The sequence below is a fragment of the Acetobacter senegalensis genome, from assembly GCF_001499615.1.
GTDB classification, from domain to species: domain Bacteria; phylum Pseudomonadota; class Alphaproteobacteria; order Acetobacterales; family Acetobacteraceae; genus Acetobacter; species Acetobacter senegalensis.
In genome coordinates, this window is record NZ_LN606600.1 from 1,616,335 (window position 1) to 1,630,991 (window position 14,657).

The window sequence follows — 14,657 nt, forward strand, 5'->3', positions numbered from 1 at the left end:
TCAGGATGCCTTGGGGGGAACGGAGTGACGATCCATCAGGAGGGTTGTGACGGCATTTTTGAAGGGGGTGAAGGCGTCTGCCAGGCGCAGACCTGTCTCACGGAGTTGACGGAAGGGAACGCCGTCATGCGTATACAGGGTGGCAATACCGTTTGTGCCCGCAAAGAGGGGTGCTGTGGCAAGGCGGTGCTTCTGTTCAAAACGACGCAGGCCTTGTGCCAGACCGGCATCTCCATTTGTGGAAACGTTCCGTGCGACCTCCTGAGAGAGGATTTCCTGCCCGCGGAGGCCCAGATTGAAACCATGGGCGGTAATGGGGTGCATCCCCACTGCGGCATCCCCCACAAGGGCTAGACGGCGGGCTGTGAAGCGATGCGCATAGACCCCTTTCAGCGGGTAGGCGTGACGGGTGCTGACAAGCCGCATTGCGCCCAGACGATTACCAATGCGCTCCATGATTTCTGCATTGAAGGCATCACGCGGTGCTTCCAGAAGGCGTTTGATATCATCCGAGGGCAAGGTCAGGACCAGAGAGGACGCCATGCCGTTGACCGGCAGGAGAGCGACGGTCTGGCCTTCATCAAACCACTGCGTTGCAATGTTATGGTGTGGCGAGTCATGCGCCATGCGGCAGACCAGCATGGTGCGTTTGAAATCATGAATAATGGCCCCGATTCCGGCACGCCGACGGGTAGGGGAGAAGCGCCCGTCTGCCCCGACAACCAGTTGTGCCTGAAGGTGGCCTTTGGAATGATGCACCACGGCCTGTGCAGGGTTCTGCCGTACGGTTTCAACCGTAACCCCGTCTAGTAGCGTGATGCCGGGGCGGGCTGCGGCTGCGGCATAGAGCGCGCGGCGAATGTGATTGTTCGAGACCAGCCAGCCGAGTGCATCGACTCCACGGCCATGCGTATCAAATGTGAGCGGGTGACGAAACTTTCCGGTTTCCACACGCGCTTCCCGAAGTGGGCAGATGGCGGACTGTGGAATATGCTCCCAGGCACCGTTTTCCTGCAAAATGCGGACGGAATGATGCGTAAGAGCAATTTCACGGCCATCAAAGGAGGGTTCTTCCCATACAGCCGCAGGCGCACGTTCCAAAACCGTGACAGAAAGCCCCGCACTTTCAAGAGAAAGCGCTGTGGCAAGCCCAACAGGGCCTCCCCCTATAATGGCAACGTCTGTCTGTGCCGCGGTCTGCATGGTGATCAGTCCTTATCTGCCGCAAAGGTAACCGGAGCACCGGTCCAGTAGGCTGTAAAATCCGCCGGATCTGGCCGGCGGGGAGAAGCGGGTTTGCCGGATGGTGTGCCGACAAAAAGGAACCCGGCAAGTTTATGAGGGGCAGGGAGCCCAATTTCCGCAGCAAGAACGGGATCGTCCACCACATCCCCGGAGACCCAGACACCGCCGAACCCGGTGGCGTGCAGGGCGTTCAAGACGTTCATGGCAGCGGCGGCAACGGCCATTTCCTGTTCCCATAATGGGATTTTGTGATCAGGCCGGAGGTGCATGCCCAAGGCAAGGATCATGGGCATGGTTGAAAACCGCTGACGGCGTTTGGTAATTTTTGCTTCCGGAACCTCGGCATCCATGCGTTGCATGCTGGCGACAATCCGTTCCGCCATAAGCGGTCTGGCATCTCCTTCAATCACAACGTAGCGCCAGGGGCGGAGTTTACCGTGATCTGGTGCCCGCATGGCCGCTGCCAGAATCTCGGAAAGCTGCGCTGCTGAAGGCGCAGGTTCTGCCAGATGGTCTGTAGATGCGCGGCTAAGAAGCATTTCCATAGGGGTCATGATCAGGAAACTCCGGTTCAGGAACAGAAAGCAGTTAATCAGACAGGAAACGGCGGAAGCGCTTTGCCACCCAGCACATGCAGATGGAAATGCGGCACTTCCTGCCCTGCATTCTGCCCTGCATTGGTGATAACGCGGTATCCGCTTTCTTCCAGATTCAGGGCCGCCGCAACCTGCCCCGTGGAGCGCATGACAGCCGCAATTTCTTCAGTGGTGGCATTTTTGCTGAAATCAATAAAGGAAACATAAGGCTGTTTTGGAATAACGATGATATGCACAGGCGCTTTGGGGGCGATGTCGTGAAACGCCAGCACCCATTCATTTTCAAACACCTTCTTGCACGGAATGTCTCCACGCAGAATTTTGGCGAAAATGTTGTCCGAATTATAGGGACCTGTTCCGTTGACAGCCATCATTTACCCTTTTTTGCAAAAGTTTCTTTAGGACGTGCTGCTTTTTCAGCAATTCCGCTCACACCTTCACGGCGGCGCAGTTCGGCCCAGACCTCGTCCGGGGTGACGCCAGCATCAACCCATAGAACAATAAGGTGGTAGAGCACATCAGCACTTTCGCCAACCAGAAGATCCTTGCGGCCAGCTACGGCTTCAATCAGACACTCAACGGCTTCTTCACCAAATTTCTGCGCAATCTTGTATGTGCCACGGGAGAGCAGACGTGCGGAATGGCTTACGGAGGGATCTGTGCCTTTCCGGCTTAGAACCACATCATACAGCCTATTCAGAACGGTCATGTCCGCCGGTTCGCTCAAAAGATCTGCCGGTAGCGTATCAGGTTTGTGTTCCGGCTGTTTTGCAGCGGCTGCTTTTTTGGACTGACTTTTGACGGCCATCTTGGCGGCTCCTTTGCCCGTTGCCTTGGGAGCAGCTTTTGTGCCCGGTTTGGTGCTGGCTTTCTTGATCATGCGCTTGGATTTGCCTGAAAGGGTGAAGGAGAAGGACGAACCGGCAGTCCGGCTTCAGCCAGCGCCGTTTTAACCTGGGAAACCGTAAACTGGCCAAAATGGAAGACACTGGCAGCCAGAAGCCCCGTGGCGCCAGCCTGAGCGCCTTCCACAAAATGTTCAAGCGCGCCAACGCCGCCAGAAGCGACAATTGGCAGGCGAACCGCCTGTGTGGCGGCTTTCAGAAGGTCAAGATCAAACCCGGAGCGTGTGCCATCACGGTCCATGGAGGTGAGCAGAATTTCTCCCGCCCCACGTTCAGCCACTTCCTTGCACCACTCTATCGCGTCACGCCCGGTGGGGGTACGGCCCCCATGGGTATAAACTTCCCATTTGCCAGGAGCGGACTGCCGGGCGTCAATGGCCACGACAACGCATTGGCTGCCAAACTTGCGGGCGGCTTCATTGATCAGTTCGGGGCGGGATACTGCGGCGGAGTTCATGGCGCATTTGTCTGCACCAGCCAGAAGCAGGCGGCGCATGTCTTCTGTGGCGCGCACACCGCCACCTACCGTCAACGGCAGGAAAATCCGCTCTGCAGTGCGGCTGACCACGTCCAGAATAGTGTCACGGTTTTCGTGGCTGGCGGTGATGTCCAGAAAAGTCAATTCGTCAGCGCCTGCGGCATCATACAGTGCGGCCTGTTCAACCGGGTCCCCTGCATCGCGCAGGGAGACAAAATTGACGCCTTTGACAACGCGTCCGTTTTTGACATCCAGGCAGGGAATAACGCGCAGTTTCAGCATCAGGCCAGAACCTTGAGCGCTTCTGCGGGAGAAACACGGCCATCATACAGAGCACGGCCTACAATCACGCCCTCAATACCGGGAGCCTGATCGGCCGCTTTGCGCAGGGCTACCAGATGGTCGATCGAGCCAACACCGCCGCTGGCGATAACGGGAATGGTGACCGTATTGGCCAGAGCAACCGTCTGTTCCAGATCAAGACCTTCCAGCATACCGTCCCGGCTGATCTCCGTGAAAATAATGGCGGCAACGCCTGCTTCCTGCATGCGCAGCGCCAGTTCCGTGGCCTGCATGTCTGAAACTTCTGCCCAGCCTTCCGTGGCGACGTGGCCGGAACGGGCATCAATGCCCGCCACAATGCGGCCCGGGAAGGCGCGGCATGCTTCGCGCACCAGCGCCGGATTTTTCACAGCGACCGAACCAAGAATAACGCGCGTGACGCCAGCTTCCAGCCAGGAAGCAATGGCCTTCATGTCACGCAGTCCCCCGCCAAGCTGCATGGGGACGGTTGATGCTTCCAGAATGGCCCGTACGGCGGGCACGTTGGCGGACTGTCCTGCAAAAGCGCCGTTCAGATCAACGGCATGCAGCCATTTGAACCCGGCATTACACCAGGCACGGGCCTGTGCTGCAGGATCATCTGAATAAACGGTGGCATCTTCCATCTCGCCCCGGCGCAGACGTACGCAGGCGCCATCTTTCAGATCAATGGCGGGGTAAAGCGTCAAAGGGCGGGAAGAGGAGGATGTGTATTCGGCGGGAGCAACGTCTGCCTGGGTCATGCGGGGTGCTTCTGCTGTTGCGGGACGGGCGTTATCAAGAAGTTTGGTAAAGAACAGGCCAGATACGGTCTGATCGCCAATGCGGGCATAGTGTGGATGGGTACCCCACTGTTCAAAACCCGCCTTGCGGAACAGATCAATGGCGGCGGTCTGGGTTTCTGGCACATCCACGTTCAGCACACGGTAGCCCATGCTGCGGGCGGCGTTTTCCACTTCCTGCAACAGGAGGGTGCCTAGACCCTGCTTCCGGGCATAAGGCGCAACAAACAGGTGCATCAGCGTGACGCACATGGCCTGAGCCTCGTTATTGCGGGCGGCGCGGACCAGTTGCGCACAGCCGACAATCACGCCATCCAGCCGCACGGCAAACAGCATGCGTTCGGGCACCAGAAGCAGCCCTTTGAAATAGCGCGCCAGAACCTGCCGCCCCTGCGGCTGTATCCAGCCAAAACCGCCACCGTCCAGAATGGCGGCATCTACGGCTTCACACAGGGCCTGAAGATCATCTTCATCCAGTTTAAGGATACGTTGAACGGGTTTTTTCCGAGACATCAGACCGCCCAGCGTGTTTCAGGCTGCCAAGCCAGAAAATTGGCCAGAATCCGCAGCCCGACGGTCTGGCTTTTTTCAACATGGAACTGCGTGCCTGCCACATTGCCGTTGCAGACAAAGGCGGGCACGGCCCCTCCGTAATCCGTGGTGGCGATCAAGGTCTCCGGCACGGCCCCCTGCAAGGCATAGGAATGCACAAAATAACCGTGCGGAGCGGTGCCCAGTCCTTCCGTCAAGGGGTGGGGCTGGGTGAGGTTGAGTTCATTCCAGCCCATCTGTGGCAGCCGCAGGCCGGGGGCCTCCATGGGCGCAATGTCTCCCTTTATCCAGCCAAAGCCGGGGGTAACGCCGTGTTCCAGCCCGCGCTCGGCCATAAGCTGCATGCCCACGCAGATACCCAGAAAAGGCGTCCCGTTGCGTGTGGCGGTGAGCAGCGCATCCTTGAGGCCCGGTTGTGTATCCAACCCTTGCGCGCAATCCGCAAAGGCTCCCTGACCGGGCAGGATGATACGGTCGGCCTCCAGCACTGCGGAGGGTGAATTGGTAATGGTGACTGTGGCCGCAATGCCAGAGAGTTCGGCCGCGCGTGCTGCTGCGCGTGCTGCGGAAGCCAGATTGCCGCCTTCATAATCAATAACGGCAATGGAGAGAGACTGGGTCATGGGACCTCGCACTTATGGTCCTGTTTGGAAAACGGGCTGGCATACCCCGAAGGGACAGTGGCCGCTGGATCATTCTGAAACAGGCTGAGCAGGCAGCCACGGCGTGGCGCCAGACCCGGCCCTGTTTACAGCACTCCCTTGGTTGAGGGAATGGCCCCCTGCGCCCGAGGGTCCATCTCAACTGCCATGCGCAGGGCGCGGGCAAGAGCCTTGAACGCGGCTTCTGCAATATGGTGGCAGTTTTTACCTGCTTTTTCCGTCAGATGCAGGGTGATCATGCTGGACATGGCAAAGGCGCGGAAAAATTCTTCCACCAGTTCGGTATCCAGTTCACCAATGCGGTCGCGGTCAAAAGTGGCGTCAAATGCCAGAAAGGGACGGCCGGAAAGGTCAACCACAGCTTCACACAGCGCTTCATCCAGCGGCACAAGCGCGTGGCCAAAGCGGCGCACTCCCCGTTTGTCGCCCAGCGCCTGCCGCAACGCCTGGCCCAGTGCTATCCCGGTGTCTTCCACGGTGTGATGACCATCAATATGCAGGTCTCCCCGCACTTTTACCGTCAGATCCAGCAGGCCATGCTTGGCCAGCGCTGTCAGCATATGGTCAAAAAAACCGATGCCGGTATCAATGTCTGCCTGTCCTGATCCATCCAGATCAAGAGTGACGGCAATATCTGTCTCGCTGGTAACGCGATGAAGGGTGGCTTGGCGCGGAGTGCTCATGATGCGGAGTCTATAGCTGAAGAGTGCGGCAGATACCATCATGCATGCGGTGGGGCAGAACCTCTCAGGGAACGTTCTGTTCCAGTTCTGTCAGCCAGAGCGTGGCATTGCCATCAGACGGAGCGCGCCAGTCTCCACGGGGAGAAAGGCTGCCGCCAGCCATGATCTTCGGCCCGTTGGGCATGGCGGAGCGCTTGAACTGGCTGGTGGCGAAAAACCGCCGCAGGAAAACGCGCAACCAGTGTTTGATGGTGGGCAGATCATACGTCTTCCGTTCGGCCTGCGGAAAGCCGGGTGGCCACGCGCCAGCATCGGTGTCCTGCCATGCCTGTTGCGCCATGTAGGCGATACGGGAAGGGGTGAAGCCGTAGCGCAGCACGTAAAACAGGGTAAAATCATGCAGCGCGTAGGGACCAATAATGTCTTCCGTGCTCTGGATGCTTCCATCCGCGCCAGCAGGCACCAGTTCCGGGGAGATTTCCGTGGCCAGAATGGTGGAGAGCAGGGGCGTGACCTCAGCCGAGAAATGGCCCGAGGCGATGGCCCAGCGAATGATGTGCTGGATAAGGGTTTTTGGCAGGCCCGCATTCACATTGTAATGGGCCATCTGATCGCCTACGCCATAAGTGCACCAGCCCAGTGCAAGCTCCGAAAGATCGCCGGTGCCAATCACCAGTCCATTACGCATATTGGCCAGCCGGAACAGGAAATCCGTGCGCAGTCCTGCCTGCACGTTCTCAAAAGTGATGTCATGCACGGGCTCGCCTTGGGCAAAGGGATGTTTGATCTCCTTAAGCATAAGGGTAGCTGCGGGACGGATATCCAGAAGCTCGTTGCCTGTGCCAAGAGCCGCCATAAGGGCCTGCGCACTGGCGAGAGTTTTTTCCGTCGTGCCAAAACCGGGCATGGTGTAGCCCAGCACAGCGGAACGCGGCCAGCCGAGTTCATCTGCAGCGCGCACGGCCACCAACAGCGCTTGCGTGGAATCCAGCCCCCCGGAAATGCCGATGACCATGGTTTTGGCGCCACTGGCGCGCAGGCGTTGCTTGAGGGCGGTTACCTGAATGGTAAAGGCTTCAAAACAGTCCTGCGCCAACCGCGCGGGGTCACTTGGCACAAACGGAAAACGTGCAAGTGGGCGGCGTAGTCCCAGATCTGCCTGTGGTGGGGCGAGTGTGAAGGGTATTCGCCGCCAGTCTGGCGCGTTGGTTGCCATGGCTTGCGCGTTGGCCGCAAAGGAGCCCATGCGCAGGCGTTCCTGCCGTAACAGCATGAGATCAATATCTGCCGTGACGGTCTGAGCCGTGGAGGGAAAGCGTTCGCTCTCGGCAAGCAGGACACCATTTTCAAAGATGGAAATCTGGCCATCCCACGCCACATCGGTTGTGGATTCGCCAGCGCCTGCGGCGGCGTAAATATAGGCCGCAACGCACCGCGCGGATTGGGATTGGCACAGAAGTGTGCGTGTCTCCGCCTTGCCGACTGTGATGTCACTGGCGGAGGGATTGGCGAGCAGCGTAGCCCCTGCCAGTGCTGCCAACGTGCCGGGCGGGACGGGCACCCACATATCCTCGCAAATTTCCACTCCCAGACAGAACCCGGGTAGATCTGTGGCGTCAAACAGCAGATCCGGGCCGAAGGGCACAGCCCTGCCATCAATAAGGATGCTTTGCCCACGGACTCCTGCACCCGGGGTAAAATGCCGGGCCTCATAAAACTCCCGATAGTTTGGCAGAAAGCTTTTAGGCACGATTCCCAGAATGGTACCGCGATGCAGAATGACGGCACAATTATACAGGGTGTTGTTGTGGCGAAGGGGAGCACCCACAACCAGAACGGGCAGGAGAGATGCTGACGCGGCGGCAAGGGCTGTCAGCGCTTTTTCCACAGCGTTGAGCAGAGCCTCCTGCTGGCGCAGATCATCAATGGCGTATCCTGACAGCCCAAGTTCGGGGAAGACGCACAAAGCGCATCCTTCTTCCGATGCCGTTTGGGCTGCGGCAAGAATACGCTGCGCATTGGTGGCCGGGTCTGCCAGAGAAACAGGAACAGTACAGGCCGCCACACGGGCAAAGCCCTGATGATACAGGGCGTGAAATGGGGAAACCGGCATGAACTGCCCTCCTGAACCTGAAACGGGCGTCATGATTACAGACAAGCCTTTTTAACGCCAATATGCAGGCGAACCATCCCTCCAAATGGTGATGAGGGAAGGGAGGCAGAGAGGGCTGAAACAAAAGCATAAAAAATTTGAAATACCCTCTTGCGCGTTTTCTCTTTCCCTCGTAGAAGGTGGCCATCCGATGCGGGCGTAGCTCAGGGGTAGAGCACAACCTTGCCAAGGTTGGGGTCGTGGGTTCGAATCCCATCGCCCGCTCCAGATTTTATCAAGAAAATCAGGAGCTTAGATGAATGAAAATTTTGTTCATCTAGCTGCATCGTATATCATCACAATGTAAAAATAAAATCGCCACTGTTTGTCATTATGGTAGGCAGATTTGCGCACACATCTTTTGAAGAAAAGTAGTCCGAAAGCTCCTGTTAAGCTGAGGCAGGGGAATCGCTTTCTTGAGATGGTCCTTATTTAACGCGATTTACGTCCCATCACAGTCTGCCAGGCCGCTTTTTCCTCACACGAAAACCTATGTGCAGGCACGCCACAAGCATTGGTTGAATCATAAAGTTGAGCCAACCACACAAGACTGACGACTCAGAAGGCGTAGTGGAAAGGCTGGTGTCGGAAACATCGAAAAGAGGCCTGAAATCGTGCTCTGGAGTATGGCTGCCAGTTCATTTTTAAACCGCTGTTTCTGTCGGTGTGTCGTCTCTGGGCGCAGCGTGGGGGTGGGTCAGGCGCAGCCAAGGATGCCGTGTTTCCAGAAGTGACACAATCTGAGGTTTGTGATCAGGTGTTTCTGTTACTGCATTCGTCATGGACGATGTGTGGCGGCGGTACTGCGCCAGAATTTCCGGTACATGGACACCAACGAAGCCGCGTTCTGCAAAATTGCACCAGAGGTCAAAATCCTCCCAGCCCATGGCGTCACGCTGCACATAATAGCCGCCTACGGCTGCCCATGCCCATTTGGCCACCATGGCCATGGCATCAATGTAGTTGGAAGGCACAAAGGCAAGGGGTTGAAAGGGACGGTTGCCCAGAACGCCGTTATGGATACGGGCACCGAATTGCTCGATTATAGGATAAGCAAAGGCAGCCCCTTCAGTCTTTAGCGCCTCCATAAGGCGCTCACAGGCAGTTGGTGTCAGTCTGTTATCTGCATCCAGTTGCATGACGTAAGGGGTTTCTGTTGCTGCCATACCAATATTGCGTGCGCCGCCAAGACCTGCGTTGGAAATGGAGCGCAAGACAAGCAGCCGATTGAAACGGAATGTGTGTTTTGCGGCCCATGCCAGAATCAGGGGTACGGAGCCATCGGTGGAGCCGTCATCCACAATAATCAGGTCAAGCATGTCCAGCGTTTGCGCCACGACACTTTCAAGCCCTTCCAGAATGAAGTGTTCATAGTTGTAGGAGGTGACCACAACACTCACTTCAGCCTGATCCAGTTGGTCATGCAAAAAGAGTGTCTCACTATCCGGTACAACGGGGATGAGAGGTGTCGTGTCTCTGCTGCCGGTTAGCAGGCGGGCGCTGGCTTGAGCACACTCCAGCCCGGCACCCATGGAGAGCACGGCATCGCGTGCCAGAAAGCTCAACCGTTCCGGGCCAAAGAACCACAGGGCGCAGTTGAATGCGTTGCAGGCCAGTTTCTGCCGAAGAGCAGGATCGCGAATAAGCGTAAGCAGGCCCTCCCGCCATTCGTCCGCTGTGCTGGCGAGCAAGCCATTCTGCCCGTGTTGGATAATCCGCCGGAAGGGGGCGGTGGGCGAGGCTATGGAACAGACATTTCCGAGCGCTGCTTCAAAGAACTTGATCTCGCTTTTGGCTTCGCAGAACACATTGTCAGTCTCAAGCGGAATGATGGAAATATCAAACCGGGCCATTTCGGCAGGAAGATCGACAAGAGGCACAAAGGTGCGCCATTCAATTTGTTCTTCCAGCCCGCTCAGTTCAGGAAATTCTTCCATCAGCAGCAGAGGAAGGGTGTCGTTCACTGTAAACAGCACAAGCCGTAGCCGGTTATCTGCCCGCAACAGGTCTGCCAGCACCTGTGAAACAAGTTTGAAGTCTCGTTGATGCGTGCGTGACCCGGCGGCGTATCCAATGCGGATAAGACCATCTGGCCCGATAAGCTGCTTGCGGCGGGCGGCAAGGCGGCCCCGGCGTTGGGTTTCATGATCAAATGTGTTCGGTAGAACCACCACAGGTCTTACGCCGGTCATGAAGAGCGCGTCGGCCAGTTCGAGGGTGGTGGTGAACGCCATGTCACATTTTTCAACGGTTTGTTTGAAACCTGTGAAAATCTGGCAGGTGGTTTCTTCTGTAACTGTCCCGCCGTGACGAATGCCGTCAATAATCTCGATTTTTGCGAGGTCCGGTCGGAAAACCAGATCATCGATGTCAAAAATTGTGGGCTTTCCCTGCTCCTGAAACAGACGCAGCATGATGCTGACATGCTCACTCATGCGGGTACGCCAGATGACAAGGGCATCCGCCCAGTTGACATCATCCGGCCCTACAACAGGGCAATCAAGCACGCGCACTTCAACGCCAGCCGCCGCAAAGGCTGCCGCCATCCGTTCGCACCGATAGATGCGGCCTGTAGTATCCAGCTCTCCGGCAACAAACAGAATCTTGCGCGGCCCGCTGTGAGGGAGCGGAAGAGGCCGATGGGCGGGACGCTGTGGAAGAGAGGGAGGAATGGAAGGAAGAGCTTCCAGAACGGGTGCGTCAGGTAAGGCCGGTGTTACAGGAGGATAGCGCAGAGTGCGCCAAAGACGACGCAGGCGGGAGGGGTGAGGAGTCAGCGTCCGGGCTGTTTCTGCCAGTGCTCTCTGATGGTCCGCCAACTGGGTGGTGATAACCTGAAAGGCGCGTTCTCGTTCTGCCTCGGCCTGCTCGAGCAACTGGATGCGTCGTGTTTGATCCGCAAGGGCGCTACGGGCGAGGGAAAGTTCTGTCAGGGCGTCTGCCAACGCAATTCTGAGCGCCCGATTGTCTGCAGGAGTCTCTGTCTGCGGGGTGTTGGCCGGAGCAGGAGGGCGTGGATGGAGCGAGCCATGCTCTGCACGGGCCGGAAAAGGAGAGGCCTTTTGTTCTGACAGGTGGGTAGCAGACACTGAGGCGGAGGGACGCTGGGGCATTCTCTTCTTTTCACTTTGAAAACGGCAAGCCGAAACTGAAATCAAATAAACCAAATATCTGAGTGATATATAAATCTTCGGGAAGGCCCGTCAAAGTGTACCTCTCAGGAACGATCTTCTGCTCAGGCGTTTCTGTAACAAAGAGCCAGTATTACTGGGGTATTCGAGGGTATATCTTGTTTTTATGGACAGCCATGAGGAAGAACGGCATGTTTCGGGCATGACTGACGTGATGCGTGATCCGGTTTCTTTGCTTGGTGTAAAAGAGGACCTTCCTCAGAGCGAGGGGGCCTCCGTGGATGATGCGCTCCTGCAAAAGCAGCTTCACTTGGCGGAAGATCTGGTGGTGGGATATCGCGCTAGTGCGCGCCTGCATTCCCTGCGATCAGATGGCATGTTCTCTGCTCTGGCGTCCGAGCGTCATTACCGGCATCTGGAGCGGACATCCCTTTCATGGAAAGTGACCATGCCTCTGCGGGCGGTGAGGTCTCTTGCGGCAGGGCGCATGCCCTCCGGGCGGCCGGTGAAAGAGGTTGTGCAAAGGGTGCGCGAGATTGCGCAGGATGAGGGATGGCGCGGTGTGGCGGAGCGCCTTCATGCCCGTTTGCCGGATATTCCACGGATAGGGGGTTTCGGGCGCAAATCCGTAAGGTCTCTTTCCAGATCAACCGAGAAAGAAAGCCGCAAACGCGCAGAAGACGTCTACCTCAGTTCCCTCCCTGCCCGAACGACGGATGATTTCCAGCCTCTGTTTCTGATCATTGCTGAACTTTCCATTCCGCAATGCGCCAAATATCGCGTGTGGCAACGGCAGGAGGCGCTGGAAAGCCTCGGCTGGCGGGTTGTTGTGGTGGAATGGTACGATATTACGCGTGCGCTTTCCCTGTTGCAGGTCTGTACCCGGGTGGTCTTCTACCGCGTGCCAGGAAACAAGGATGGGATGCAACTGATAGATGAGGCGCATCGGCTTTCCCTTTCACCATGGTGGGAAGTGGATGACCTTATTTTTGACCCGGCGTCTTATGAGAAAAATACCAACCTGAAAACACTCTCCGGGGCAGAGCGGCGTAATGTGCTGGAAGGCGTCGCCAATTATAGAAAAGCCCTGCTTGCCTGTGGTCGGGCTATAGCGTCTACCCGCGGGCTTGCGGACGCCATGCGCCAGGCTGGCGTGAATGATGTTGCCGTTATTGAGAACGCGCTGGATGTAGAAACACTCACGTCGGCAAACGCGCTCCGTGCCCAGCCTGCTCAGGCAGAAGGAGAAGATCAAAGCCAGATCGTTGTCTTTTACGGGTCTGGCACCAAGACGCATGATATGGATTTTCGGGTTGCCGCACCGGGAATTCTGGCCGCCATGCAGGCAAACCCACGCATGCGGTTGAAGATTGTTGGTGATCTGACTCTTCCATCAGAGTTTGACGCTTTGGGAGACCGGGTGGAAAGGCTGCAAGGGCGCTCCTATGCGGCTTATTTGCAGCTTCTTGCGCAGGCGGATATTGCCATTGCTCCTCTGGAGCCCGGCCTTTTCAATGATGCAAAAAGCAACATAAAATATCTGGAAGCGGCAGTTCTTGCTGTTCCCTCCGTCTGTTCTCCGGCTCAGGCCTTTGCGGATGTTATTGAGACGGGAACAAACGGCTATCTGGCCGTGACCCCGGAGGACTGGAAAACGGGCTTGCTGGCGTTGGCGGATAATACCGCGTTGCGCCATGACATTGGCGAAAAGGCGCGGGCCGATATTCTGGCGCGCTATCGTCCGCAGGCGGTGGCACAACAGCAGGTTCTTCCCGCATTTGGCGCACCCGTTAAGCCTGATTATACACGACCCCGCCTTATGGTTGTGAATGTGTTCTTTGAGCCCCGTTCATTTGGCGGGGCAACGCTGGTTGCGGAGGAAATGGCGAAAGCCATGCAGCAGCGGGGCATGGATGTTGCGGTCATGACCTCTCGTCCGTCTCTGGAGGATCTGCCGAACTCAGCCCTGCGGTATCAGGTGCATGACATGCAGGCACTTTCTGTTCCCGTGCCGGAAGACCCTATTGCAGGTCTGGATAACCCGGCGATTGGAGAAATTTTCAGAAGTTGGGTTCAGACCTGGCAGCCGGAGATTGTGCATTTTCATGCAACTCAGGGGCTGGGCACATCCTTGGTGCGTGTGTGTCAGGAGTTGGGCGTTCCTTACATTGTCACTTTGCATGATGCGTGGTGGCTATGTGATCGCCAGTTCATGGTGCAGAAAAACGGCCGATACTGTTTTCAGAAAACCATAGATCTGCGGGTGTGTGAAACCTGTGTGCCCGGTGTCCGGCATCTGTCGGAACGGATGCTTATGATGCAGGAATGCCTGAAATATGCCTCTCGTCTCCTAAGCCCTAGTCAGTCTCATCTTGAGCTTTATGCAGCCAATGGCGTTCCGGTTGACCGGCTTGTTGTCAACAGGAATGGCTTTGTCTGGCCCAAACGCCCCCATCTTAAGCGTAAACCGGGGGCACCTGTTCGCTTCGGGTATGTGGGGGGGAATGAGGCCGTAAAAGGGTTTCCCCTTGTAAGGAAAGCCTTCGAGGCATTGGAAAGAACAGATTGGGAACTGGTGCTGGTTGATAATACACTCAAGCTCGGATTCAAATCGATTGATACACGTTTATGGAAAGTAGGCGGGAAAGTGGAGGTCATTCCGTCCTATACTCCTGAAGACGTTGATGATTTTTTTGATAGAATCGATGTTCTTCTTTTCCCTTCCCAATGGAAAGAAAGTTTTGGCCTGACAGTGCGTGAAGCTCTGGCGCGTGATGTATGGGTTGTCACAACCGCGCCCGGTGGTCAGTCTGAAGACGTGGTTGATGGGGTAAATGGCACTTATATAGAACTAGATGGGCGGTCTGAAGGATTGAGGAGCGCCATAAGCTCATTACTTGAGAATGCCGCCATGCTGGAAAATTATGAAAACCCTCTTAAGGGGGCGCTGCCCACCTATTCGGCGCAGGCGGATCAACTTTTGAGCCTGTATGAAGCAGTTCTTTCCGAAGAAAAACAGAGTCGAGTCTGCCTGTAAGAGGGAAATGACAGCAATATTTTCTCATTTAGATAGAATGCAGAAATGTTGCTGTTGAAAGGACAGGCGAGTAGAAAAGGCCGGTCGTTGTGCAATTGTGCGCATTGGCGAGT

The 14,657-nt window shown here is 56.6% G+C and carries 11 protein-coding genes and 1 tRNA gene; 2 read left to right on the forward strand and 10 right to left on the reverse strand.

Features of this window, described 5'->3' with window-relative positions:
• The 9 genes from ubiM to ASN_RS07220 form a co-directional block, all read right to left on the reverse strand.
• Positions 1 to 1,203: a 5-demethoxyubiquinol-8 5-hydroxylase UbiM gene (gene ubiM, locus ASN_RS07180; RefSeq protein ID WP_006557740.1), complete on the reverse strand. Its 1,203-nt coding sequence runs from the start codon at positions 1,201 to 1,203 to the stop codon at positions 1 to 3.
• Positions 1,204 to 1,208: 5 nt separating this feature from the next.
• The gene (locus tag ASN_RS07185) at positions 1,209 to 1,799 is read right to left on the reverse strand and encodes a nitroreductase family protein (protein WP_058987734.1); all 591 of its coding nucleotides are present in this window, start codon (positions 1,797 to 1,799) and stop codon (positions 1,209 to 1,211) included.
• 38 nt (positions 1,800 to 1,837) lie between these two features.
• Positions 1,838 to 2,212, reverse strand: coding sequence for a histidine triad nucleotide-binding protein (locus ASN_RS07190; RefSeq protein WP_058989221.1), 375 nt, complete (start codon positions 2,210 to 2,212; stop codon positions 1,838 to 1,840).
• A complete protein-coding gene (locus ASN_RS07195) occupies positions 2,212 to 2,649 on the reverse strand; it encodes a phosphoribosyl-ATP diphosphatase (RefSeq protein WP_039903553.1) in 438 nt (145 codons plus the stop codon). Before ASN_RS07195 ends, ASN_RS07190 begins: the two co-directional genes overlap by 1 nt.
• Positions 2,650 to 2,717: 68 nt before the next feature.
• A complete protein-coding gene (hisF, locus tag ASN_RS07200; RefSeq protein WP_006557736.1) occupies positions 2,718 to 3,506 on the reverse strand; it encodes an imidazole glycerol phosphate synthase subunit HisF in 789 nt (262 codons plus the stop codon).
• Positions 3,506 to 4,840 carry a 1-(5-phosphoribosyl)-5-[(5-phosphoribosylamino)methylideneamino]imidazole-4-carboxamide isomerase gene (hisA, locus tag ASN_RS07205; RefSeq protein WP_058987735.1) on the reverse strand — a complete coding sequence of 445 codons (1,335 nt, stop codon included), beginning with the start codon at positions 4,838 to 4,840 and terminating at the stop codon, positions 3,506 to 3,508. Before hisA ends, hisF begins: the two co-directional genes overlap by 1 nt.
• Positions 4,840 to 5,502, reverse strand: a complete 663-nt coding sequence (gene hisH, locus ASN_RS07210) for an imidazole glycerol phosphate synthase subunit HisH (RefSeq protein ID WP_035382532.1) — start codon at positions 5,500 to 5,502, stop codon at positions 4,840 to 4,842. Before hisH ends, hisA begins: the two co-directional genes overlap by 1 nt.
• A 125-nt stretch (positions 5,503 to 5,627) precedes the next feature.
• Entirely contained in the window at positions 5,628 to 6,224 is a 597-nt protein-coding gene (gene hisB / locus ASN_RS07215) for an imidazoleglycerol-phosphate dehydratase HisB (protein WP_035382652.1), read from the reverse strand.
• A gap of 64 nt (positions 6,225 to 6,288) precedes the next feature.
• Positions 6,289 to 8,370, reverse strand: coding sequence for an NAD(+) synthase (locus tag ASN_RS07220; protein ID WP_058987736.1), 2,082 nt, complete (start codon positions 8,368 to 8,370; stop codon positions 6,289 to 6,291).
• Positions 8,371 to 8,529: 159 nt separating this feature from the next.
• Between ASN_RS07220 and ASN_RS07225 the strand changes: the two genes are divergently transcribed.
• Positions 8,530 to 8,604: transfer RNA gene (locus ASN_RS07225), tRNA-Gly, on the forward strand.
• 416 nt (positions 8,605 to 9,020) lie between these two features.
• On the opposite strand, the gene ASN_RS07230 is transcribed toward ASN_RS07225, so the two are convergent.
• Entirely contained in the window at positions 9,021 to 11,489 is a 2,469-nt protein-coding gene (locus ASN_RS07230; protein ID WP_058987737.1) for a glycosyltransferase, read from the reverse strand.
• Between the two features lie 184 nt (positions 11,490 to 11,673).
• On the opposite strand from ASN_RS07230, the gene ASN_RS07235 reads away from it, so the two are divergent.
• A complete protein-coding gene (locus ASN_RS07235) occupies positions 11,674 to 14,544 on the forward strand; it encodes a glycosyltransferase (protein WP_197603343.1) in 2,871 nt (956 codons plus the stop codon).
• Positions 14,545 to 14,657: the final 113 nt, after the last annotated feature.

What these genes read in the sequence shown, in the direction of transcription:
- hisA (WP_058987735.1), bottom strand. Translation starts at nt 4,840, where the DNA reads ATGTCTCGGAAAAAACCCGTTCAACGTATCCTTAAACTGGATGAAGAT.
- ubiM (WP_006557740.1), bottom strand. Translation starts at nt 1,203, where the DNA reads ATGCAGACCGCGGCACAGACAGACGTTGCCATTATAGGGGGAGGCCCT.
- hisH (WP_035382532.1), bottom strand. Translation starts at nt 5,502, where the DNA reads ATGACCCAGTCTCTCTCCATTGCCGTTATTGATTATGAAGGCGGCAAT.
- hisB (WP_035382652.1), bottom strand. Translation starts at nt 6,224, where the DNA reads ATGAGCACTCCGCGCCAAGCCACCCTTCATCGCGTTACCAGCGAGACA.
- ASN_RS07235 (WP_197603343.1), top strand. Translation starts at nt 11,674, where the DNA reads ATGGACAGCCATGAGGAAGAACGGCATGTTTCGGGCATGACTGACGTG.
- ASN_RS07185 (WP_058987734.1), bottom strand. Translation starts at nt 1,799, where the DNA reads ATGACCCCTATGGAAATGCTTCTTAGCCGCGCATCTACAGACCATCTG.
- hisF (WP_006557736.1), bottom strand. Translation starts at nt 3,506, where the DNA reads ATGCTGAAACTGCGCGTTATTCCCTGCCTGGATGTCAAAAACGGACGC.
- ASN_RS07230 (WP_058987737.1), bottom strand. Translation starts at nt 11,489, where the DNA reads ATGCCCCAGCGTCCCTCCGCCTCAGTGTCTGCTACCCACCTGTCAGAA.
- ASN_RS07195 (WP_039903553.1), bottom strand. Translation starts at nt 2,649, where the DNA reads ATGGCCGTCAAAAGTCAGTCCAAAAAAGCAGCCGCTGCAAAACAGCCG.
- ASN_RS07220 (WP_058987736.1), bottom strand. Translation starts at nt 8,370, where the DNA reads ATGACGCCCGTTTCAGGTTCAGGAGGGCAGTTCATGCCGGTTTCCCCA.
- ASN_RS07190 (WP_058989221.1), bottom strand. Translation starts at nt 2,212, where the DNA reads ATGGCTGTCAACGGAACAGGTCCCTATAATTCGGACAACATTTTCGCC.